This is a genomic window from Aquitalea magnusonii, from assembly GCF_003202035.1.
GTDB lineage: Bacteria > Pseudomonadota > Gammaproteobacteria > Burkholderiales > Chromobacteriaceae > Aquitalea > Aquitalea magnusonii.
The window spans coordinates 1-24,529 of sequence record NZ_QJKC01000035.1 but is presented as its reverse complement, the minus strand read 5'-3'; the positions used below and the strand labels follow the sequence as shown (position 1 = coordinate 24,529).

General features: G+C 60.6%; 14 protein-coding genes. 8 read left to right on the top strand and 6 right to left on the bottom strand.

Features of this window, described 5'->3' with window-relative positions:
- Both DFR38_RS20375 and cydP read right to left on the bottom strand, forming a co-directional pair.
- On the bottom strand, positions 1-1,517 hold a 1,517-nt coding region (locus tag DFR38_RS20375; RefSeq protein WP_110313868.1), incomplete at its 3' end, for a cytochrome ubiquinol oxidase subunit I.
- On the bottom strand, positions 1,514-1,675 hold the full coding sequence (gene cydP / locus DFR38_RS21335; RefSeq protein WP_158527783.1) for a cytochrome oxidase putative small subunit CydP: 162 nt from the start codon (positions 1,673-1,675) through the stop codon (positions 1,514-1,516). The genes DFR38_RS20375 and cydP, both read right to left, overlap by 4 nt.
- Positions 1,676-2,220: 545 nt before the next feature.
- Between cydP and DFR38_RS20370 the strand changes: the two genes are divergently transcribed.
- Complete coding sequence (locus DFR38_RS20370; RefSeq protein WP_059287359.1) at positions 2,221-2,736, top strand: TlpA disulfide reductase family protein; 516 nt, start codon at positions 2,221-2,223, stop codon at positions 2,734-2,736.
- Between the two features lie 31 nt (positions 2,737-2,767).
- Here the strand turns inward: DFR38_RS20370 and DFR38_RS20365 are convergent, their stop codons facing one another.
- Both DFR38_RS20365 and DFR38_RS20360 read right to left on the bottom strand, forming a co-directional pair.
- Positions 2,768-3,772, bottom strand: coding sequence for a hypothetical protein (locus tag DFR38_RS20365; protein ID WP_082693714.1), 1,005 nt, complete (start codon positions 3,770-3,772; stop codon positions 2,768-2,770).
- Between the two features lie 160 nt (positions 3,773-3,932).
- A complete protein-coding gene (locus DFR38_RS20360; RefSeq protein WP_059287361.1) occupies positions 3,933-6,167 on the bottom strand; it encodes a TonB-dependent receptor in 2,235 nt (744 codons plus the stop codon).
- Positions 6,168-6,661: 494 nt separating this feature from the next.
- Here DFR38_RS20360 and DFR38_RS20355 point away from each other — a divergent pair, with 494 nt between their 5' ends.
- The 5 genes from DFR38_RS20355 to DFR38_RS20335 all read left to right on the top strand — a co-directional run bounded on the left by DFR38_RS20355 (position 6,662) and on the right by DFR38_RS20335 (position 15,555).
- Positions 6,662-9,646: a bifunctional diguanylate cyclase/phosphodiesterase gene (locus DFR38_RS20355; RefSeq protein ID WP_110313867.1), complete on the top strand. Its 2,985-nt coding sequence runs from the start codon at positions 6,662-6,664 to the stop codon at positions 9,644-9,646.
- A gap of 58 nt (positions 9,647-9,704) precedes the next feature.
- Positions 9,705-10,499: a TatD family hydrolase gene (locus tag DFR38_RS20350; RefSeq protein ID WP_059287220.1), complete on the top strand. Its 795-nt coding sequence runs from the start codon at positions 9,705-9,707 to the stop codon at positions 10,497-10,499.
- Positions 10,500-10,715: 216 nt separating this feature from the next.
- Entirely contained in the window at positions 10,716-12,365 is a 1,650-nt protein-coding gene (locus tag DFR38_RS20345; protein ID WP_059287219.1) for a methyl-accepting chemotaxis protein, read from the top strand.
- Positions 12,366-13,187: 822 nt separating this feature from the next.
- Positions 13,188-14,507, top strand: coding sequence for a type IV pilus assembly protein FimV (locus DFR38_RS20340; RefSeq protein ID WP_146216032.1), 1,320 nt, complete (start codon positions 13,188-13,190; stop codon positions 14,505-14,507).
- A 373-nt stretch (positions 14,508-14,880) separates the two neighbouring features.
- Positions 14,881-15,555 (top strand): DNA-binding protein, encoded by a 675-nt coding sequence (locus tag DFR38_RS20335; RefSeq protein ID WP_082693488.1) that lies wholly within the window; start codon positions 14,881-14,883, stop codon positions 15,553-15,555.
- Between the two features lie 336 nt (positions 15,556-15,891).
- Here DFR38_RS20335 and DFR38_RS20330 read toward each other — a convergent pair whose 3' ends face one another.
- Positions 15,892-17,397 (bottom strand): TolC family outer membrane protein, encoded by a 1,506-nt coding sequence (locus DFR38_RS20330; protein WP_158527782.1) that lies wholly within the window; start codon positions 17,395-17,397, stop codon positions 15,892-15,894.
- A gap of 224 nt (positions 17,398-17,621) precedes the next feature.
- Here DFR38_RS20330 and DFR38_RS20325 point away from each other — a divergent pair, with 224 nt between their 5' ends.
- Positions 17,622-18,257, top strand: a complete 636-nt coding sequence (locus DFR38_RS20325) for a transglutaminase-like cysteine peptidase (RefSeq protein ID WP_239688703.1) — start codon at positions 17,622-17,624, stop codon at positions 18,255-18,257.
- A gap of 11 nt (positions 18,258-18,268) precedes the next feature.
- On the top strand, positions 18,269-20,182 hold the full coding sequence (locus DFR38_RS20320; protein ID WP_059286352.1) for a bifunctional diguanylate cyclase/phosphodiesterase: 1,914 nt from the start codon (positions 18,269-18,271) through the stop codon (positions 20,180-20,182).
- A 141-nt stretch (positions 20,183-20,323) separates the two neighbouring features.
- On the opposite strand, the gene DFR38_RS20315 is transcribed toward DFR38_RS20320, so the two are convergent.
- On the bottom strand, positions 20,324-24,529 hold a 4,206-nt coding region (locus tag DFR38_RS20315; protein WP_146216031.1), incomplete at its 5' end, for a beta strand repeat-containing protein.

Below are 24,529 nucleotides of genomic sequence, written 5' to 3'. Positions count from 1 at the left end.
CCCAGGCTGGCCGGGCCCAGCTTGGCGTACTTCACCATCAGGAACATTTCGGCAATCAGCAGGCCGGTGTAGAACAGCACAAAGCCGGTCAGCGAAGCCACCACACTGCCCGCCGTCAGCGAAGAGGTGGACAGATGGGTAGGCAGCAAGCCATATACCGTCCACGGCTGGCGGCCATATTCGGCCACCACCCAGCCCAGTTCGGCGGCAATCCACGGCATGGGAATCCACAACAGCGCCCACTTGAGCAGCCAGGTCTTGCCGGCAAAGCGGTTACGCAGCGAGAACCAGAAGGCGCAGGCAAACAGCAGCAGGAAGCTGAAGCCCAGACCAGCCATCAGGCGGAAGCTCCAGAACATCGGCGCCACATCGGGAATGGTGCTCCAGGCCGCCTGGTCGATGATGGCCGGGGTGGCGGTGCGTACGTCAGCCACATACTTTTTCAGCAGCAGGCCAAAGCCCAGGTCGCCCTGCTTGTTTTCGAAGGCGGCACGCAAAACCGCATCCTGCGGTGCCTTGCGCAGGGCTTCCAGTGCAATCACCGCTTGCTGACCATTCAGAATGCGCTGCTTGTTACGCGCCACAATCTGATTGATGCCAGGGATTTCCTTGCTGGTGGAGCGCGTGCCAATCAGGCCCATCACATAAGGAAGGCGGATTTCGTAGTGATTGGTGCGATTAGCCTGGTCCGGAATGGCAAACAGGGTCAGCGCAGCCGGTGCCGGCTCGGTATTCCAGATGCCTTCCATGGCGGCAATCTTGGTTTGCTGCGATTCCGCCACGGTATAGCCGGACTCATCCCCCAGCACAATCACCGACAAGGCCGAAGCAAAACCGAAGGCCGCAGCAATGCGGAAGCTGCGGCGGGCAAACGGCAGGTCACGGCCTTTCAGGATGTACCAGCTGGAAATACCCAGTACAAAGCAGGCGGCAGTTACATAACCGGCGCTGACGGTGTGGACGAACTTGGCCTGTGCCACCGGGTTGAACACGATGTCCCACATCGAGCTCATTTCCATACGCATGGTCTGGTAATTGAAATGCGCACCTACCGGGTCCTGCATCCAGCCATTGGCAATCAGGATCCACAAGGCGGACAGATTGGAGCCGATGGCCATCAGGATGGTCACCAGCAAATGCTTACCGCGTGACAACCGGTCCCAGCCAAAGAAGAACAGACCGATAAAGGTGGATTCCAGGAAGAAGGCCATCAGCCCTTCAATGGCCAGCGGGGTGCCGAAAATATCTCCGACATAATGCGAGTAATACGCCCAGTTGGTACCAAACTGGAATTCCATGGTAATACCGGTGGTCACCCCAAGCGCGAAATTGATACCGAACAACTTGCCCCAGAAGCGGGTCATGTCGCGGTAGATTTCCTGTTTGGTAATGACATAGGCGGATTCCATGATAACCAGAATCCACACCATGCCCAATGTTAACGGTACAAACAGAAAGTGATACAGGGCGGTCACGGCAAACTGCAGCCGCGATATATCGACCAGTGCTTCATTCATGGTGCTAGCTCCTCGTGTTGCAGCCAGTGCGTGGCGGCCTTGGCCGGCACCACCGCCGGCCGTTCACGGAAAAAAACCGACCATAACAGGGTCAGTAAAATCAGTTTCACAATCAACACCCAGGCAATATCCCGGCGGTATTTCTTTTTGTCTTTCATCGCAATTCTCTTAAATGACAGACGCGGACAAAACCATGCCATACAAATGGATATTGATAAATGCGACCAAATGTCGCAAGGCAGCAAACACCCGGCCATTCAAGCGCTGCGCGGCTGCGACATATTGCCGCAGCCACGCAGCAAACAGTCATGCCATAAAAAAAGCCGCCCCGGGGGAGGCGGCTCTCAACAAATGTTTGAAGTTTGTTTGAGGTGTGGACAGTGTAATGGCATGGCGGGTATTTTTGAATGTGGCATTTTGTCGCAATAGCTGATCAGCCTGTTTTATTTAGCCAATAAAAATGCCCACCTGGTCAGGGCGGGCATTTTATCTGTCTGGTCAGGACAGTGATGCAAATGGGCTAGCAAGCCTTGGAGTGCTTGTATTGCGTAATGCAATATAAATCAGTTGGCCGGAATTAAAAATGTGGCAAATTGTCGCAGGGTTTAATGGCGGCGCTGATGCAGGCTGCTGCGCGGGCAGAATACGCGCTATCATGCCGCCAGCTTGTATTCGCCACCTTCCTTGACTGACAGGTCCTGCCATGTTCATCCGCCCCCCCGCCAAGCTGTTGGCGCTTGCTGCCCTGTTATTGCTGACCGCCCTGCCGGCACGGTCGGCTTCACTGGAGGTGGGCCAGCCGGTTCCACCCTTTGTCCTGCATGCCCTGGATGGCCAGACCATTTCCTCTGCCCAATTGCAGGGGCAAGTGGTGGTGCTCAATCTGTGGGCTACCTGGTGCAGCTATTGCCGCGAGGAAATGCCGGCCTTGCAAAACTATTACCTGCGCCATCAGCAACAAGGCTTGCAAGTGTTTGCCGTCAGCATGGATGAAGCCAGCGAGGACCAGAACGTACGCGCCATCATGCAGCAATTTGCCTACACCGGTGCCGTAGGCCGCGACAGCAAGCTAGCCGGTTTTGGCCGTATCTGGCGTTTGCCGATGACCTTTGTCATCGACCGCCAGGGCATTTTGCGGCGCGATGGCAGCGTGGGCAGCCCGACCGTGGACGAGAAGGTGCTGGAGGCAGAAGTCACCCCCTGGCTGCAGGCAAAATAATACCGGGGCCATGCAGGGCCCCGGTTTTTCATCAGAAGGCGAAGCGCGCGCCAACGCTGGCGGTATAGCGCGGAGCCAGTTGCACGCCGTTGACCTTCTGGTAGACCGGCAGCTGGACAAAGCTGTACAGCGTGGTCTGCTTGTTGACGGCAAACGACAGCCCCGGACTCAGATACATCAGTGTGCCGCCGGTGCTGACCGGGTCGGCATAGGCACCATGGTCGTGAATCACATAACGGGTATTGAGCTGCAGCTGCGGGGTGATGCCCTGCCAGGCCATGTAACGTACGCCCACGTTCACGTTGTAGCCGGTGCCGGGGCGATATTCGTCCACGGTATCCAGCGCCTTCTGCACGGTCGCCTGGGCAAAGTAGTCCCAGTTCTTGTTTAGCGCGTCAAAGTAATACACGCCCAGAATCAGGTCGGTGGTGCCGGTGCCCGGCTGCAAACCCGGGTCAATGCTGGCACTATCCCCCGGATTGGACGGGTCGGTAGAGGTACCGGTCTGGGTATGGCTGCCGGTGGGCAGCTTCAGGCCGAACAGCAGGCCCAGATTATGCTGGGCGGTCAGGCCCTGATAACGGCCCAGTACCTTGATATCCCCCAGGCTTTGCGTGTGCGAGTCATAGGCGCCATCCGCCGGGCTGCTACCATCCGACCGCTGCCCCAGCGTGCTGTGCTGGCGGTCGATGTACGGTACTTGCACATTGACACCCCAGGTACTGGAGAAGGCATAGTCCAGACCCAGCGTCAGATATTGGTTTTTGGTGTATTTCTCCACCTCCTGCGCATCCCCGTCCGGGGTGGTCACCTGGCTGGCATTGGCCGCGGAGATGGTGTGGCTGCCCTGACGCAGCTGCTTCTGGTTCAGGTAGTCGTAGCGGATATCCAGCTTGAGGCCCTCTTGCGAGGTAAAGCCCTGGCTTTCCCAGTCGGAGCTCAAGGTACAGCCACAGCTGGCACAGGCCAGCGCCTGGCTGGAGAATCCGGCCAGCAGCAGTGCGCTGCCCAGCAATCCAAGTTTGCTTCTGTTCATTGTTATCAACCTTTGTCATTCAAGCGAGCGCCCCGATTATCTGGCAAGCCCGCGGCTCCGTTACATTTCCCTTCATGAAAAAAGCCGGCTGCGACATTTTGTCGCAGTCCGGCTGTGGTTTCTGCGGCCACGCCTGGCGTGGCCTGCCGGCTTCCGGCAATCAGAAACGGTAATTAAGCGCGGTATACAGCGAACGGGCGGCACCCGGCACGCCCGTCCCCCAGGCACCCACCCCGCTGGGGTTCTTGGCCATGGTCATCCCCTGGCCGGTATAGGCCCCGCCCAGCGGCTGCACATAGTAACGGTTGAACACATTGTCCACCCCTACATCCACGCTGAACTGTTTCCACTCATAGCGGCTGCGCAGGTTGAACAGGCTGTAGCCCGGCGTCTTGATTTCATTACGCACGGCCGAGACATCGGTCTTGGCACGCACCAGCTGCAGTTCGGCGGTATTGCTCCACTGGCCCAGGCTGTGCACCAGCGCCAGCTTGGCATTCAGCGGCATGATGTTGTAGAGGTTGTCGCCGGTAGTCAGGTTTTCGCCGCGGGTATAGCTGAGCTGGGCGGTGGCATCGACACTACCGTATTGCGGCCCGTTGGCCAGCCGCAGTTTGCCGCTGACATCCACGCCATACAGCTGGGCGTTCTGGTTGACGTATTGCAGGGTGACATAGCTGTTGGTGCTGGTCAGGTTGCTGCTGCCACCACACAGGCTGGTGCCACAACGCTGGGCATCGATGTAGTTTTGCACATAGCTGTAGTAGGGGCTGATTTTCAGGCCCCAGGCGCTGCCGTCGGCGGCGTGCCAGTCGGCACTGCTGCTAAGGGTGTGCGCCACTTCCGGCTTGAGGTTGGGGTTGCCAAAGTAGCCGTTACCATCACCGGCAAAATTATTCATGATGGCGGCCATGCCCATGCTGGACCAGGTATAGCGCTCGTACAGATTGGGCGAGCGGGTTTTCTGGGCGTAGGCCAGTTCGTACTGCTGCCCGGCCGACGGGGTGTAGCGTGCCAGGGCGGACAGGTCGATATTGTGGTCGGTCTGCTGATGGTTCAGCGCATTGAAGGCAGCGGCATCGGTGGCATAGGAGGCCATGCTGTTATAGCCCGCCACATTGTCAGCATTGCTCTTTACCTGGGAGGCACGCAGGCCCAGGATGCTGCGCCATTGGGGGGTCCAGTCGGCCTGCCATTCGGCAAACAGGTCCAGCTTGTCGCGCGTGCCGTTCTTGATGTTCCAGAAGGTATTGGGGCTCATCATGCCCATGCCGCTGCCGGCAGACGGCCACCAGTCATTCAGGCCGTAGCGCTGGAATTCGCTGCCCAGCTTCAGCTTGTCGCGCTGGCCCAGCGGCAGGTCGAGCAGCAGCGCCCCGCCCAGGGTATGGCTGGCGGTGTCCATTGGCATGCCATTTTGATAGATACCGTAAACGGTTTGCTTGTCATCACCAAAGTTCATGCTGTGACGCACATACTGGTCGTATAGCCGCGCATCCAGTTCACCCCAGCCAAACTGGCCGTTGTAATGCAGGTTGAACTGGCTGCTGCTGTTGTCGGTCATGTCCATGCGCTGGTTGGCAAAGCCTTCGTACGGGGTGCTTTGCACCCCCACCTTGGCTTCCAGCAGCTGGTAGCTATCGCGCCAGGCCACGCTGACTTCGTGGTTCTGGGTGTTGTAGGCAGAGGAGCCGACGGTGGTGCCATCCAGCCAGGCGCGGCCAGAGGACGCACCGGCTTTCTTGAAGGGGGCGGCGGCGTCGTAATCGCCGGAACGGGCGGTGGAGCCGCTGTAGTTGATGCTGACATGGTCATTGGCCACCGTGGCGGACAGGTTGGCACCGCTGGCATCGCCATTGCTGCGGTAATAAGCCCCCATCTGGCCGGTGAGCAGGGTTTGTCCGGTTTCGGCAAAGCGCGGGGCGGCAGCCTTGGCCACGATCACGCCGCCGATATTGTCGCCGCCGGCACTGACCGGGGCGCTGCCGTTATACACCTGCACGCTGTCCACCTTGCTGGCATCCATGTAGGACAAGGGCGAGTTCATGTGATTGGGACAGGAGGCAATCAGGCTGATGCCATCGGTCTTGACCAGCAGGCGGTCGTCGGCCAGACCGCGCAACACCGGCAGGCTGGACAAGCCGCCTGCGCCATGCAGGCTGAGGCCGGGGATGTCCTGCAGCAGCTGGGCACTGTCGCTGCTGCGGGCTTTCTGGGCGGCCAGCTGGGCCGCGTCGAGCGTGCTGCCAGCAGCCAGACTGTCCGGGCGCGTGCCGTGGACCACCACCTCCGGCATGCTTTGCAGGGCGTTATTGTCTTCGGCCAGCGCGCCTTGACACAGCGCGGCCAAGGCCAGGGTCACTGCCAGCACGGCAGGCTTTTGATGGTATTGCATGATGTTTCCCAAGTGAGCAACGGAATGGAATGCGGGCGAGGTCAATGCCTGCCATCTTGTTGGCAAGCCCATTCCGGCTGGTGGGGAACACAAAACGGGCCTGCTGGCGCGGCTGGCAAACAATTGTTTGCTCAGCAAGCCGGGTGAGATTAGCAATTTGCCAGTCGCTTGGGATGTGACCAATTGTCGCAGGGGGCGGGTGCTGGCTTTTCGCGCCAGCCCTCTGCGCTGGGAATGCCAAGGCCGACAGAAGCAGGGCCGCATGCGGCAGCAGGGCTGCGCTGGATGGCGCTGGCACGGGGCCGTCCGCCGCCGCTTCGCGCCAGGCAACTGATCAGGCGCAAAACAGTGCGAAATGGTTTGCATTCGGCATGACAAGCTCGGAAATTGCTCAGTAAACTAGCAGCCTGTATGTGCAGGCTGCCTGCCAGGGTCTGGCAGCTGGCCGATCCGGCCGCTGCGCTGCCGTTTTTCATCCTTCTGTACTGGCTAACGTGAATAAAATCTGGCGCTCCTGGCTGATCAGCCTGCTGGTCGCCCTGCTTGCCTGCCTTGTCGGCATGAGCGTGGTGTATGTCGCCGCGCGGCAAGACGAAAAAGTTGCCCGCTCCCAGGCGCTGGCCGATGCCAGCGACCGTGGCAATGCGGTAAGGGTAGCCATTGACCGCGCCCTGTCCTCCACCTATGCCCTGGGTGCCATGGTGCGGCAGGGCCATGGCCAGCTGAACGAGTTTGACACCTTTGCCCGCCCGCTGATCGTCTACTATCCCGGCGTGATGTCGCTGCAGCTGGCCCCCGCCGGCGTGGTGCAGCAGATCTATCCGCTCAAGGGCAATGAAAAGGCCATCGGCCACAATCTGCTGGCCGACCCGGCGCGCAACAAGGAAGCCTTCATGGCGCGCGATACCGGCCAGATGACCCTGGCCGGCCCCTTCCCGCTGGTGCAGGGCGGCATCGGCGCCGTGGGCCGCCTGCCGATTTTCATTGGCCGCGACAGCGATGGCAAACCGCACTTCTGGGGCTTTTCCATCGCGCTGGTGCGCTTTCCCGATGTCCTGCAAGGGGCGGGGCTGAACTGGCTGCCGCAGCGCGGCTATCAATACCGCCTGTGGCGGCTGCATCCGGACACCAGACAGGTGCAGATCATTGCCGGCGCAGACAGCAAGAACCCGGCACTGAGCGATCCGGTGCATTACCACATCAATATGCCGAACGGGGTGTGGACGCTGGATGTGCAGCCACAGGATGGCTGGCGCAACCAGCAGCGCATCGGCATCAATAGTGCGCTGGTGCTGGGCATCAGCTTGCTGCTGGGCTGGCTGGCCTGGCAGATGCTGGAGCTGCGCCGCCACCGTGCCGAGCTGGCCTTGCTGGTGGCGCTGCGCACCCGTGCACTGGCACAGGAAACCTCGGAGCGCGAGGCCGCCGAACACGCGGCGCTGGCAGAAACCATGCGCCAGGCCGCGCTGTTGCAGACGGCGGCAGACGGCATCCACATCCTGGATGAAAATGGCCGGCTCACTGAATTCAGCGATTCTTTTGCCAGCATGCTGGGCTATGCCCCGGATGAACTGCGCCAGTGCCAGTTGCAACTGTCCGACTGGGATGATGCCGTACCCGCCGGCTTGTTCGAGCAGCTGCTGCAGGACGAAAGCGGACAGGGCTACCGCCTGGAAACCCGCCACCGCCGCAAGGATGGCAGCCAGATCGAGGTTGAGGTCAATGCCAAGGCCATGAATATCGGCGGCCGGCGCTATCTGTATGCTTCCTCGCGCGATATTTCCGAACGCAAGCATGCCGAGCAGCTGCTGCGCATCGCCGCCACCGCCTTCGAGGCGCAGGAGGGCATGGTGGTCACCGACTGCCATACCGTCATCCTGCGGGTGAACAGTGCCTTCAGCAAAATCACCGGCTACCAGGCCGAGGACGTGGTGGGCCGCAAGATCAGCATCCTGCAGTCGGGCCGGCACGACCCGGCCTTCTACCGCCGCCTGTGGCACAGCCTGCGCGAACTGGGTGCCTGGCAGGGGGAAATCTGGAACCGTCGCAAGAACGGCGAAATCTACCCGGAATGGCTGAGCATCAGCGCAGTACTGGGCGAGGATGGCAAGGTCAGCCATTACGTCGGCACCATGAGCGACATCACCCAGCGCAAGGCGGCGGAAGACAAGATCAAGCGACTGGCCTTTTACGACCCGCTCACCCAGCTGCCCAACCGCCGCCTGCTGCTGGACCGGCTGCAGGTGGCGCTGGACAATAGCGCGCGCAACCAGCAAACCGGCGCCCTGCTGTTTATCGACCTCGACAACTTCAAGACCCTCAACGACACCCTGGGTCATGACATGGGCGACCGCCTGCTGCAGGAAGTGGCACTGCGCCTGAATGACTGCCTGCGCGACGGCGACACCGTGGCGCGGCTGGGGGGCGATGAATTCGTGGTGATGCTGGAAAGACTCAGCCCGCAACAACAGCAGGCCGCGCAGCAAACCCGCGAGCTGGGCCAGCGCATACTGGACTCGCTCGCCCGCCCCTACCCCATGCTGGAAGGCACCCACCACAATACTTGCAGCCTGGGTGCGGTCCTGTTCTTCGGCAATACCACCACAGTGGAAGAACTGCTGAAACGGGCCGACCTGGCCATGTACCAGGCCAAGGGCGCCGGGCGCAATACCCTGCGCTTTTTCGATCCGGAAATGCAGCAGGCGGTCACCGCCCGCGCCGAGCTGGAAGCCGACCTGCGCCGCGGACTGCAACAGCAGGAATTCCAGCTGTTCTATCAACCACAGGTAGACGCCGAAGGCCGCATCACCGGAGCCGAAGCCCTGCTGCGCTGGCAGCGGCCGGACTACGGCCTGGTGTCGCCGGCCAGCTTCATCCCGCTGGCCGAAGAATCCGGCCTGATCGTGCCGCTGGGCGAATGGGTCTTGTATACCGCCTGTCGCCAGCTGGCCGCCTGGGCGGCCGATCCTGCCACCGCCGGGCTGGAACTGTCGGTCAATGTCAGCGCCCGCCAGTTCCATCAGCCCGGCTTTGTTGCCATGGTCCGGATGGCCCTGCAACAAAGCGGCGCACCGGCGCACAAACTGAAGCTGGAACTGACCGAAAGCCTGCTGCTGCAGGATGTGGACGACACGGTGCGCAAGATGCAGGCACTGAAACAGGATGGCGTGGGCTTTTCGCTGGATGACTTTGGCACCGGCTACTCCTCACTGTCCTATATCAAGCGCCTGCCACTGGACCAGCTGAAGATCGACCAGTCCTTCGTGCGCGACATCGACAGCAATGCCAGCGATGTCTCCATCATCCGCACCATTGTCGCCCTGGCCGGCAGCATGCAGTTGCAAGTGATCGCCGAAGGGGTGGAAACCGCCAGCCAGCGCCAGTTCCTGTTGCAACAGCACTGCCGCGCCTTCCAGGGCTATCTGTTCGGCAAGCCGATGTCGATTGGCCATTTCATGCGGCTGCTGAGCAAGCACTAAGCCTGCAGGCGCCGGCCGGATCGTGTTACAACATGCGCCTCACCCCGTGGAGCCCGCCATGCGCTTTCAGCCTGCCCCCGCCTGCTGCCTGATCGACTCGCACTGCCATCTGGATGCGCCGGAATTCAACGGCCAGCGCGATGCCATCGTCGCCGCAGCCCAGGCCGCCGGCATCGGCCAGTTGCTGCTGCCTTCCATCCACAGCGACAGCTTTGCCGACAGCCTGGCCATGCGCCAGCGCTATGGCTGCTGGATTGCCTTTGGCCTGCACCCCATCTATCTGCAACGCCACATGGATGATCACCTGCAGCGCCTGGAAGAACATCTGCAACAGCATGCCCCGGTGGCGGTGGGTGAAATCGGGCTGGACTACTATGTGCCGGGACTGGATGCCGCCCGCCAGGAGCAACTGCTGGTGGAGCAGCTGAAACTGGCACGCAAATACGATCTGCCAGTGCTGCTGCATGTGCGCCGGGCGCAGGATCGCATCCTGAAATACCTGCGCCAGATCCCGGTGCCCGGTGGCATTGCCCATGCCTTCAATGGCAGCCGGCAACAAGCCGATGCCTTCATCCGCCTGGGCTTCAAACTGGGTTTTGGCGGCGCCATGAGCTATGAGGGCTCGCGCCGTATCCGCGAGCTGGCCGCCACGCTGCCGCTGCATGCGCTGGTACTGGAAACCGACGCCCCCGACATCCGCCCGCAATGGGCCACGCAACAGCCCAATGCACCGGCCAATCTGCAAAAATTCGCCATGATCATGGCCGAATTGAGAAATATGGACTTGAATACCTTAACACCTGCCCTTTGGTCCAATACCTACCAGGCCCTTGGTCTGGCTTTGCCAAGCTAACAACCTAGCAACAAAGGGTGATTGTTAAGCAATACCATGCTAATGTGCCGGCCGGGTGTGGCAGGCATGGTCACAGCGGCGCTGGCGACAACAATAAAATCCAGTCCGACCCCTGGTGCAATCATCAAGTCATATAGAAGACAGAATGTTGATTGCAAAAGCATGCAGCCACCCATTCGTCATCCATCTGTCTGGCCACGAGGCTCGGGGAATTCAATGAAAAATCTATCCATCGCCGCGCGCATCACCATAGGCTTCAGCCTGCTGCTGCTGGCGCTGGCCATCATCGGCAGCATCACCCTGCAGGGACTGGGCCGCATCGACCAGCGCGTCGACGACGTTGCCAGCCATGAACTGGTGTTTTTCCGTGATGTATCCCAGCTGCGCGTGCACATGGGCAATCTGCGTCGCTACGAGAAAGACTATTTCCTCAATATCGCTTCACTGGAAAAACGCAGCGAATATCTGGGCAAATGGAAAGAAACCTATGCCAAGGCACAGGAAACGGTCAAAGCCCTGCTGCAGGAACTGAACAACGGCAATAACAGCCTGAGCGCCACGCTCACCGGCCCGGTCACCCGGCAGGGCGAATTGCTGCAAGCCTATGCCGATGGCTTCAACGCGGTCAGCACCCAGGTGGAAGCCGGCAGCATCAGCACACCGGCCGACGGCAATGCCGCCATTGGCAAGTACAAGGAAAACGTGCACCAGATGGAAGACATGCTGCAGACCATCAGCAAGTCGGCCGTGGAAGCCGTCAATGCCCTGGGCAGCCAGATCAATGCCACCTCGGCCTCGGTACGCATCGCCGTGCTGGCGCTGCTGGCCATCGCCCTGCTGCTGGGCCTGGCCCTGTCCTGGCTGATCATCCGCTCCATCCGCCACCCGCTCAACAGCATGCGCGACAGCAGCCAGCATCTGGCACAAAGCCGAGACCTGACCCACCAGTTTCCCGATCTGGGCCGCAATGAGCTGGGCAGCATGGGCCGCTCGGTGGCCGATCTGGTCGGCACGGTACGCACGCTGATCCAGGAATCGCACGGCTACTCCTCGCAACTGGTCGGCGTGGCCGACCAGCTGGGCCAGGTCAGCGACTATGTGGCCAAGGCCTCGCACCAGCAATCGGAAGCCGCTTCCGCCTGTGCCGCCAGCATCGAACAGATGACCGTCAGCATCCACATGGTGTCGGACAACACCCAGGGCGTGGAAGAACAGGCACGCCACGCCACCAGCGAAGCCACCCAGAGCAGCCAGCTGGCCATCCAGGCTGCCGCTGAAATCCGCCAGATCGCCAGCAGCATTACCGAAACCTCGCGCGTCATCGACCAGCTCAACCAGCGCTCCGGCGAAATCGGCGACATCGTCAAGGTGATACGCGACATCGCCGACCAGACCAATCTGCTGGCACTGAACGCCGCCATCGAAGCGGCACGCGCCGGCGAAATGGGGCGTGGCTTTGCCGTGGTGGCCGATGAAGTACGCAAGCTGGCCGAACGCACCAGCGTGGCCACGGCCGAAATTTCCTCGCGCATTTCCGCGGTGCAGACCGATACCCAGCAAGCCTTCCACAGCATGCAGCAAGCCAATACCCGCATCGAGACCGGTGTCAGCAGCACGCAGCAGGTGGCTACTTCGCTGCAACTGATCCGCGATCTGTCACAACGCTCGGTAGACAAGATCGGCGATGTCGCCGGTGCCATCAAGGAACAAAGCCAGGCCAGCCAGGATGTGGCACGCAATGTCGAGCAGATCGCCCAGATGAACGACAGCACCAACCGCTCGGTACAGGAATCGCACCAACTGGCCCAGCAGCTGAAAGACTTGTCGGCCGCCCTCAATGACAGCCTGAACCGCTTCCGCGTCTGACCCCGCCAGCCGGTTTCACCCTTGGCAAGGCCGCTCTCCGGGCGGCCTTGTGCTTGTCGTGACACGGCTGCCGCATCGCTGTTGGCCAGCGCCGGCCGCCGCGATCCGGCCTTGATCACGCGCAAGCCAGCTTGCCCGGCAGACCTGGCCATGCCGGACTGCAGACACGCGCTTCAGAGCGGAATCCGGGCCCGGACATGACAAGCACTTCCGCGATTGACAGGACAGTACAATGCCTACAAACTCAGCAGATTTATGAGCTGTTTAAAAGGAAAAGTCTTTAGGCAAATCGGGAAAATTGTTGGCAAAACATTGAAAAAACGATGGGCAACCAGCAAACCGGGCGAAAAGACGCAATAAAACAGCTTTAGGATCAGGCTTTCGGCTGGCTTTCCGGCAGTACCGGGGCAGGCGCGGGCAGCAGTGCTGCGCCAGACGGACAGGGAACAATGAAACCGTGGCTGCGGTACAGAGCAGGCGGCAGGTTCGGGCAACCGTTCAAAAGCGGCTGACAAAAATCACGGCGTGGCTATTGTGTCGCCATTCCGCTTTAAACTGTGCGTGTCCGGCAGGAATAAACAGGATAGCGCACTGAACATAATAAATAAAGCCGCAAATGATTAGCCTGCCAGCGCAACCGCCGCGATATTGTTTTACCGCAGCAAATAATGATTGCCTGGCAAATAATAATCGGCAGTGCACACTAACAAATCAAAATTCCAGCGGCCAGCTACCCTGCAATGGCCGCATCCATAGCCTGTTTATGGAAATCATTTTTGGAGCAATATCATGTCGGGTTGCGATAAAATCAAGCTGGGGAGCATGATTGTATCTTCCTTCCTTTCGGCCAATGCACTGGCCGGCCTGGGAGATTTACAGGTCAAATCACACCTGGGCGAACCGTTTCAGGCTGATATTAATCTGGTCGGATTCACTGCCGAGGAGCTGGACAATGCCAGAATCGCGCTGGCCAGCGAAACCGAAGTCCGCGACCCCGATGCTTATTCTTCCCGCTTTCTGTCATCCCTGCGCTTTACCCTGCTTTCTTCCGATCAGGGTGGCATGATTCATATCAGCTCGAATCAACCCATTGACGAACCTCATCTGCGCTTTGCCATTAAAATCGAGGCTTTATCCAAATGGCAAGTGCGGGAATACAATGCATTCCTGAGCCCGAACACCGCTCCGGCGGCAAACACTGTGCTGGCAGCGGTGGCGACACCAACAGCCGCCCCTGTGGCAAGCACCGTCGCCGCGCCGGCACAAGCGGCCCCGGTGGTAAGTCCTGTGCTGGCTGCGGTGGCGACACCGGCAGCCGCCCCTGTGGCAAGCACCGTCGCCACGTCGGCACAAGCGGCCCCGGCGGCAAACCCTGTGCTGGCAGCGGCGGCGACACCGGCAGCCACCCCTGTGGCAAGCACCGTCGCCGCGCCGGCACAAGCGGCCCCGGTGGCAAGCCCTGTGCTGGCTGCGGTGGCGACACCGGCAGCCGCCCCTGTGGCAAGCACCGTCGCCGCGCCGGTCACTGCCCCTGCTCCAGTCAGCACACCGCCGCAGCCGCCTGCCGCAGAGACCGTGGTGCGTAGCGAGCCGCTCAGCACTCCGCTAGCCGCCAGCAAGCCAGAGCCCAAGCCTGCCACCACGCCGCAGCAGATCAGGGCCACCCGTGGTGCCAGCCTGTGGCGCCTGGCCCGCCAGCTGAAACCCGCCAATACCAGCATCAACCAGACCATGGCTGCCTTGTATCTGGCCAACAAGCATGCTTTTGTCGGCGGCAATCCCAACCGGCTCAAGCAGGGTGCCTTGCTCCAGCTGCCCGATACCTCCCGTATCAAGGCGGTATCAAAAGGCCAGATTGATAAAATCCTGCATTCTGACAAACTGCCACTCAAGACAAAACTGGTGCTGAAGCCGGCCAGCAAACCCACTGCCCAGGCCTCTGGCAAGACCCCTGGCAAGCCGGTCACCAACACCAGGCCAGCCCCCGTCAGCAAACCGGCCGCGGCCCAGACCAGCATGAGCAATGAAGACCTCCGCATCGAAGAGCTGCAAAAGAAACTGCACTCCATTGACGAGGCGCTGACCAAGATGGATGGTTTGAACAAGCGGATCGAAAAGCTGCAACAGCAGTTGAAGAACTAGCCGGATGATTGCCGTCACACGGCAATCATCCTGCAATAAAACATGGCAAATTGATAATCCATCCGGATAATCATCTGCCGATTAATGAAGATGGTGCCGGCCTGATCAGCCGTCACCATCTTGTTTGTAAGGGATGGACGAAACAGGCCCGCCGATGGAGTGGCAGCAGATTTCCTCCGGCACTGCCAGCTGAATCGTAGCTGAATAGCGACCAATGGTCTGGTTCAGGCTGGTTTAATGTGTTTATGTACCATTTATGGCGTTGGCTCACTTTGGCCACTTTGGGTGGTAAACTGTAGGTTAGCAATTTAGCACTTCCGACAATGGTATTCTGATAAACCAGGTAGGAGTGCAATTAGACAGGAGAGTTAAAATGGATAATCGGATGCAAGTGCCGACTGAAGTCAGGGATCGGATTTTTTCTATTGCCAATCTGCTGTACGAGCAATCGGGGAGAAGCGAAATGCCGGCGCTTGACAAGGTCCGGGAACTCGCTGGCATCGACATGGTCACCGCCAGCCAGGTGCTGAAAGAGTGGCGCAAGGTGCTGCCGGCCTCCGCAGCCCAGCTGAGCGGCAATACGCCTGAAGAACTGTCCAAGATCTACAATGAAATGCTGGCCAGCGTCTGGGAATGCGCGAAGAAAATCGCCAACCAGAATCTGTACGCCGCACAAAAATCCTGGGAACAGGAGCGTGACGAACTGGAACGCCTGCGCCTGGAGCTGTCCATGGCCTATGACCGCCAGACCCAGGAGCTGATCGCCACCCAGAAACAGCTGTCGCATCAGCTGAGCATCAACACCGCCAACGAAAACAAGCTGAACCAGATGCTGCCCAAGCTGCACGAATTCGGCAGCAAGGCGGTCAGCGCCCAGGAAAAGGTGACCGTGCTGGAAGAAACCGTGCAGCAACTGGAAAGCCGCCTGCGTACCGAACCGCAGGAATCTGCCTTCAATCCGCCGCAAGCTGCCGACCTGGCAAATGGCGCGGATGCCGAGCAGGCTGACGCGGGAGATCGCGTCAGCAAGTTCATCAAGATGTCCTGATCAGCCGGCAATGGCGAAATCGCGCTGGCGTGCTGCGCCATTGCCTGACAGGAAGCGAATGTAATACCGGAACGGGGGCGGTGCTGCCGTGCCTGCTGCATGCGTCAGCGGGCAGCAGGCCGCCCTCCTGTCGGCCACCTCACCTCTCCGCCTGCCCTGTACATCCAGCCCTGTCGCTCAGGTCTGCACGGCAGCGCTTGCTGTCCTCTGCCACACTCTCCCAATGAAAAACGGGACATTGCTGTCCCGTTCTGCCTGGTGCCGCTGACAACACCTGCAGCAGCCCGTGTCGGCACAGTTTGCCCCACGGACGCTGCGGTATGTTGTGCGCCGCGCTTATTTGGCCATCGAAGCGTCGATTTTCTTCTTTTTGGTCTTTTTCGGTTGCGGTGCCGCCGGAGCAGCGGCCGCAACCGCGGGCGCCGGGGCTGCCACCGGCTCGACAGTCGCCGCATCATAGTGGCGCGCCTGGATCGACTGCACATCGATCAGGGTGGGAGCGGTATAGGCCGTGCTGCAGGCATTCTGCTCTTCATCACTGAGGCTGCTGTCGGTCTGGAAGCTTTCCACCGGTTTCAGTCTGAGCGTTTCCAGCAGGCGACCGGAGTTGCCCAGCACCGTGGCTTCGGCAACCTTGTAATCAGACTGGGCATTGATGTAGGCCCGCTGGGCGTCGAACAATTCATTCTCGCTGTCCAGCACGTCCAGCAGGGTACGCTGGCCGATGTCGAACTGTTTGCGATAGGCATCACGCGCCTTCTCGGTGGACAGCTCATGCTGACGCAGCGAGTTCATCTGCACCTTGAGCTTGAGAATATTGTTGTTGGCAATGCTCAGTGTCTGGCGCATGTCGCGGCAAACCTTGTCGCGCAGATCCCTGGTGGTATTCAGCTTCTCGGCAGCCGACCCCAGCCGTGCGCGGTCGGCACCGCCGCGGAACAGGTTGATGTTGAAGATGATGGCGGTCGAGGAGATATTGGTGCGACCGTTGTAGCCGTCATAGCTGTCGGTGGGCGCCTTGCTGGCCTGCAAGTCCAGTGTGGGCGAGAACGCACCGCGGCGGACATTCACTTCGGCAGCAGCAGAGCGGATATTGGCCAGCGCACCCAGATAGGCCGGGTTGTGCAAGACGGCGTCCTTGATCAGGTCGTTGTTGCGCGGCAAGGCTTCGGTCAGCACCGGCAGCTCGTTCAGCTGGGCCGGCGGTTCGCTGCCGGTAAGACGGGCATAGCGGGCGGACACATCGTGCAGATTGGACGTGTCGGTCAGCAGATTGGTCTCGGCCAAGGCCAGACGACCGGCGGCCTGCTCCAGATCGACGCGACGGCCGACACCGGCCTGTACCTTCTGTTCGATCTGTTCGTAAATGCCTTTGTGAATGGCATAGTTTTCCTGCGCGCTATTCACCAGCTGGCGATAGCGCAGCACATCCTGATAGGCCTGGATGGTTTGCAGGGCAATGCTTTCCGAGGTATCGAGCAAGTCGAAATAGCGCACTTGCTGATCGTAACCCAGCTGCTTGACCGTATTATAGGTTTGCAAGCCCTGGAACAGATTCTGGTTCAGGCTCAGCGTCCAGCCACGTGTGGTGTAATTTTGATTGGCCACACCGGCATTGCTGGGGTAGTCGTAACGCTGGCGATTGGATTCGTAGCTCAGATCGACAGTGGGCATATAACCGGCGCGGCCTACATTCACATCCTGTCCCGCTCCGCGAAACTGATGCAGTTTGGCCAGCACTTCCGGATTATTCAGCACCGCCTGCTGTACGGCCGTATCTACATCGATCGCCAAGGCATGCTGTGGCAGTACTGCAGTAATGCCGCCGAGTGCCAATGCCACTGACAATCTGATGGATTTCTGTAGACTTCTCATTAATACTACCCCATATGAAATATCTTGTTTATTTATAATTAAAAACTAAAACTCAATACAGATAAATTATACACACGGAAATTTCTGACCGCTGCAACTTTTTGTGCCAGATCAATATCATGCCCCAGTTTTGCGCAGCGAGAATCCTACCCTTACCCCTCCCGCGGCCGCGCTCCCTCCCGGCGGCGGCAGTGCGGCTGTTATTGCTGCCCCTGCTGTTGTGCTTACTCTGTGTTGGCGTCACTGGCAGCAGCCTGCCCAGCGAACAGACGGTAGCGCGTTACGGCCCACAGGCGCAGCGCCTGTATCGCGAATGGCAAAGCATGCTGAATAGTGCGGGCAGCAGCGACAGCCAGCGCCTGAAAGACGTCAACGAGTTTTTCAATCGCCGCATCACCTATGCCGAAAATAGCCAGGTATGGCGACAGGAAGATTACTGGGCCACCCCCCTGGAAACCTTCGGCAAGGGCATGGCGGACTGCAAGGGATTTGTCATCGGCAAGTATGTGTCACTGCGCCTGCTGGGTGTGTCGCCGGACAAGATTCGTCTGACCTATGTCAAGGCGCGCATAGGAGGCCCCAGCAGCAATATCACCCAGGCCCACATGGTGCTGGCATACTATCCCACGCCCACGGTGGAGCCGCTGATTCTGGACAACCTGATCACCAGCATCCAGCCCGCCTCGCAGCGCCCCGATCTGATTCCGGTATTCAGCTTCAATATGGAAAGCATCTGGGTGGGGGCGACACAGAACAACAATGTCAACCGGCTGACCCGCTGGAAACAGCTGCTGGATAAACTGAAAACGGAAGGCTTTTCTTTCTGAACATGCCCGTGATGACACGTAAATTTTCCCTGGTGCAGCGGCTGTGGCTGCTGCTGTTGCTGCTGGTGACGCTATCCATCGGCGGCGCGCTGATTGCCAATCTGCTGAATGCGCGCAATTACCTGGAGCAGCAACTGAGCGCCCAGAGCGCCGATACCGCCAACGCACTGGCATTGATGGTCACCCAGTACAAGGCGGACCCGGTGATGGCGCAAACCCTGCTCAGCGCCGCCTTCGAACAAGGGCATTTTGCCGAGGTGCGCTGGGAAGGCGTCCCTGGCGATGCCGCCATCCATCTGCGCAACAGTAACGGGCTGGAAGACACCCCGGCCTGGTTTCACCGTCTGCTGCCGCTGAGACCGCAAAGCGGCCAGGCCCAGGTCAGCAATGGCTGGCTGCAGGCTGGGCGCATCGTGGTGGTGGCGCACCTGGGCTATGCCTACCATTCGCTATGGCTGGGTGCGCTGCAAACCGTGTTCTGGCTGGTGGTGATTGGCCTGGCAGCCGGTTTGCTCGGCTTTTTCGATATCCGCAGCCTGCGCAAGCAATTGCATGCGGTGGTCGAACAGGCACACGCCATCAGTGAACAGCGCTTCATGCGCATTCCCGTTCCCGGCATCCCCGAGCTGGCCGAGGTGGCGGGCGCGATGAACAATATGGTGGAACGGCTGCAAAACTACCTGCTTGGCCTGCGCGACGAGGTGGATCAGCTACGGCGGGCCGCGCTGACCGACAGCAGCACCGGCCTGCCCAACCGCGAAGCCTTCGAGCAACGCTTCTCCAGCCTGCTCGACCCGCAAGCCGACCCGGCCAGCGGCCATCTGCTGCTGATCCGCATTGCCGGCCTGGCCGAGCTTAACCAGCGCCTGGGCGGCCGCCGCACCGATGCCCTGCTCAAGCGCGTGGCCGACGACCTGTCCACCCAGTGCCAGCACCATCGCGGCTGGATGGCCACCCGCCTGCGTGGTGCCGATTTTGCCCTGTTCTGTCCCGAGCTGGCTGCCGCGCAAGCCTGCAAGCTGGCGGATGAGCTCTGCCTGTTGTGGCCGGTGTACTGGACGATGGAACTCTCCGATCAGCCTGGCCTTGGTCATATTGGCATCACCCACTTCCAGAGTGGCGACAAGCTGGGCGAAGTGCTGACCCGTGCCAGCGATAGCCTGAGCGTGGCCGAAGCCCAGCCGCTCAATAGCTGGAAACTGGATGACGGGGCCGGCAATCCGCAGCAGACCAGTGATTACGACTGGAAACAGCTGCTGGAAACCGCCTGCGAGGATGGCTCGCTACAGCTGCGCTGGTATCCGGTATGTGATCCGGACAAGACGGTGCTGTGGCACGAAGGCATGCTGTTCCGACCGGCCAGTGGGCAGGTGCCGGCCATGGGCGCGCTGCGCCTGGTTTCCCAGGCCGCCCGGCTGGGGCTGATCCACCGGCTGGACATCAATACCCTGGCACTGGCGCTGCAACAGGGGCCGCAGGGTGTGCTGGCGGTGAACATGTCGCCGGCCTCGCTGCATCACCCGGAATTCCTGCCAGCCATCCTGCACTTGCTGCAGCAACACCCGCAGCGCCAGATCAATTTCGAATTTCATGAAACCGGACTGGATGAGCACTGGGAACATTTCATTGCCTTCAGCCGTGCCATCCGCCCGGCGGGCCACCAGCTGGCGGTAGAAATACAGGGCCACAACATGGCGCTGGTGGCACGAACGCATGAAGCCAGCATCAGCTATCTGGTACTGGACAATACCCTGACCCAGGGCATTCACAGCGACGAGGGCCGTGCCGCCCTGCTGCGCGGCCTGCTGCGCATGGCCTCGCTGATGGGCGTGCGGCTGGAAGCCAAGGGCGTCAACGATACGGCTGACGCCAGCGCCCTCATCGAAATGGGGGTGCACTGCCTGACTGGCCCGGCCATCAGCTGACCTCCCCCCTGCCCGGCACAACCCCGCCTCCAGCCACTGGACGCGGGGTTTTCCATGCCCGGAACCGGCAGCACGGCAGCCTGAGCACAATAAAAAAGCCGACAGCGTGTCAGGCTGTCGGCTGTGCGGGCTGCGGCGTGCTTAGTCGGTGATCAGCTTGCCATTCCCCAGCAGGTTTTGCAGGATCTGGGCATCACTGGTCAGGGTATGCCCAGCCGTCAGATCCACACCATTCAGGGTAATCTGCGCGGTATCCAGGGCAGTGCCATTGCTGTTGGTGGTGTACTGACCCGTTTCACTGACATGCAGCACCGAGGTCGTTACCCCGCTGACCGTGCTGGTAGTGACATGCAGATAGTTGGCCAGATTGCCCACTGCCGTGCCGCTATGGCTTTCACCTACCAGCAGGTCGCGCAGATCCAGCGTGCTGACCGTGCCAGTCGGCGTCACCGATGTGGCATTGAAGTTGTTGATCGTCTCATTATGCGCCGAGCCGGTTCCTGCCGCACCATTGAAAGACAGCTCGAAACGGAAGGTATCCACACCGGACAGATCACTGAGGGCTGCCGGGGTAGCACTGGTCACTACCGTTTCATTCATGGTGTGCGAGCTGTTGCCAGCGGAATCAAGCAAGGTAGCCGATACCGTTACCGCCCCGCTGCTGATGGCGACCGGTACACCGATCACACCGTTGGCGTAGCTGTAAGTGTGGCTGCCATCGGTCAGCGTGCCATTGCTCAGATGCAGGCTGACATCGGTGCCGGCGGAAGTGGTTACATGCACCGACCCGCCATTGCTCAGCACCGTCTGGCTGGCGCTATCCAGCGAGATGTTATACGCCCCGCTGGTCTGCACGTAGTAACCCTGGCCACCACTGCCAACCAGAGAGCCGACGGTCAGCCCGGCATTGGTCAGATCGCTGACACTGGTTACCAAACCGAAATGGCTGGTATCCAGCGTGACCGCAGTAGCACCATCCACGCTGACATTCAGGTTGAACGCGCCCGGACCGGCTTCATTGTCGTGATACGCCGCAATGGTGTACCAGCCGGAAGCCGTCGGCGTATAGCTGCCGCTAAAGCTGCCACCAGCACCCCAGGTTGCTGTACCCACTACCGTACCGCCCACATTCAGCGAGAAAGAGTCATCCTCAGCACCACTAAAGCTGTAGGTATGGCCGGCTTCCAGGTAAATCAGACCAGACACCTTGTCGGCAATCCCCTTGCCATTTGCTGTCGTCACATTTTCCGTGCTGACATTGCTGCTGACCGTGCTCATGCTGCTAATGGTCGTGGTGGCGGTCGGCTTGACCGTGGTGCTGTCGAGCGTCGACACCACATTGGCCGGGGTCGTACCATTGCCCCCGTTGTAAGGCATGCTGACCGTGCCATTCCATTGCTGCCAGGTCAGACCGGTTGATGTGCCATAGGCTGCCGGCGTGATCGAAGGATCATGCGGTGTGGCAGTCAGCAGTTGGTCCACATTGCTGGCCGTCGCGGTATTGCCGGCGACATCACTGACGCTGGCCTTCACGGTCACGGCACCATCCACCAGGGTGGACAGGGTGCTGGCCGGTATCGTCCAGGTCCCGTTGGCACCGACCGTCGTGGTAGCTGTCACCACGTGGTTGGCACTGTCGGTAAAGGTCACGGTCACCGTCTGGCCAGCTTCCACACCGGTGGTGGTGCCGCTGACTACGGCGGCCGTGCTTTCGCTCTTGTTGTACACACCGTCACTGCCGCTGCCATCACTGCTGATGGCAATGGTGGCCGTCAGATCAATCTTGGCACTGTCGCTAACGCTGGCCGAGGCATTGCCGGCCGGGTCGCTGACCGAGGCCGTGACTGTCAGCGTGCTGCCATCGGCCGGGGTGGCCGGGGTCAGCACCACCTTGCCGGCGCTGATTTCGGCAGCGGTCAGTACATGGCCGCTTTGCACCACGCCGTTGATGGTGACATTCAGCGTGTCGCCGGCCTTGGCATTGCTCGGCAGGCCGATGTTCACCGTGTCGGTGGTGGCGCTGCCCTGCTCGGCCTTGTTGATGTAGCCGTCGTTATTGGCATCGGTGGCAATCACCACGGTCGGCGCCGACGGGGCGCTGATGTCTTCGGTGGCAGCCGCGGTGCCATTGGACGAACTGATGCCGTAGTGGTCGGTCTGCGTAGCGGTCACACTCACCGCCTTGCCATCACCCGGCGCATTCATGGTCAGGGTGAGCAGGCCGGTGGTGGCGTTGTAGCTGCCAGAGACATTATTGGCTGCCCCCGTTACCGTACCGCCGGAACCGACTTGCAGCGTCGTCGTGGTACCGGCATCCACCACCACGATGCTGGCACTGCCACCTGCACTGATCAGCGCCGGGTCAAGCTGCACCGTCGAGCTGATCGTGCTGCCGGCCGCAGTCACCTCGGCGGCATTCAGATAGCCGTCGTGGTTGGTGTCGGCAACAATGCTGACCGGCGGTGTGCTCGGCAGCGCATAGCTGCCGCTGCCCGGGTTGGACACATTGCCGTACACGTCGCTGACCGTGGCGGTCACCGTCAGTGTCTGGCCGGTGCTCGGTTCCACCACCGGCAGGTAGATCACCCCGTTCTGGTAGGTGTATACCGTTCCGCTGGAGTCCACCAGATTGTTGCCGCTCAGGTGCAGCGTGACATTGGTACCGGTGTTGCTGCTGATCGTCACCGCGCCACCCTTGCTCAGATCAGTCTGGTCGGTGCTGTCCAGCGTCACGGTAGCGGTCAGGGTGTTGTTGGTGGTCAGGCTGATGGTTTGCACGCCGCTGGTTGTGGTATTGCCCAGCTGCTGGTTGGACAAGGCCGCCTGGAACACCGCATTGCCACCCTGATCCCAATACAGGATCTCGATGGTATGCAGGTTGCCCGCCGTCGCGGCCAGGGTGACTGAGGCCGGTGCCGCATTCTGCGACTGAATGCCGGTCATCGAGGACACGATCTGGCCATCGATCTTGATCTGATAACCATCGTCGGCGTTCACGTTCAGATAGTAGGTGCCCGCGGCAGCGCTGAAGGCACCATTCATCTGGATGATCGACTGCGTGGTCGTCGTGTAATTGCTGTTTAGCTGCAGATTGGTGGCATTACCGCCCAGGAAGGTGGACAGATTGCCGGTCGTGCCAAGGTTATTGGAGAACTCGGTCGTGCCGTGCCATACCCCGCCCACATCGCCATAGTTGAGATTGGTGGCGATAAAGGTGGCGGCAGCCTTCAGCGTCTGCAGGTCGGCCTGCACCACACTCAAGGACGTGGAGCCGCTCGGCGGGCTGGAGATCTTGCCGTCGTTCACGTTGTAGTACTGGCTGGTCAAGCCATTTGACAGGAAGCCGACCACCGGGGCATCCGGCAAGGTGGCAGTCTTGCCTTCGGCCACACTGGCGTTAGCCGTATTGCCCGCCTTGTCGCTGACGCTGGAGCTGACACTGATGCTGCCGTCGCTCAGGCCGGACAGATTGGCCGGGCTGGCCGTCCAGTTGCCGCTGCCATCCACGGTGGCGCTGCTGGTCGCCGTGTGGCCCTGGCTGTCAGTGAAGGTCACCGTCACCGTCTGGCCGGCTTCCACGCCCGTGGTGCTGCCGCTGACCACCACCGCGCCGCTTTCGCTGCTGTTATAGACATGATCGCTGCCACTGCCATCACTGCTGATGGCAATGGTGGCCACCGTATCCTTGCTGTCGCTATTGCTGGCGCTGGCGGTATTGCCGGCCTTGTCGCTGACGCTGGCTTTCACCGTTACCGCACCATCCACCAGGCCGCTCAGGCTGCTGGCCGGAACGGTCCAGCTGCCATTGGCTGCCACGGTCGCCGTGGTGGTGACCACGTGGTTGGCGCTGTCGGTGAAGGTGACGGTGACAGTCTGGCCGGCTTCCACGCCCGTGGTGGTACCGCTGACCACGGCGGCGGCGCTTTCGCTGCTGTTATAGACGTGATCGCCGCCCGAGCCATCGTTGCCGATGGTGATGGTGGCGGTGGTGTCCTTGCTGTCGTTGACGCTGGCGCTGGCCGGGTTGCCGGCCACATCGCTGACGCTGGCTTTCACCGTTACCGGGCCATCCACCAGGCCGCTCAGGCTGCTGGCCGGAACGGTCCAGCTGCCATTGGCTGCCACGGTCGCCGTGGTGGTGACCACGTGGTTGGCGCTGTCAGTAAAGGTGACGGTGACAGTCTGGCCGGCTTCCACACCCGTGGTGGTACCGCTGACCACCACCGCGCCGCTTTCGGTCTTGTTGTAGACGTGATCGCTGCCACTGCCATCACTGCTGATGGCAATGGTGGCCACCGTATCCTTGCTGTCGCTATTGCTGGCGCTGGCGGTATTGCCGGCCACATC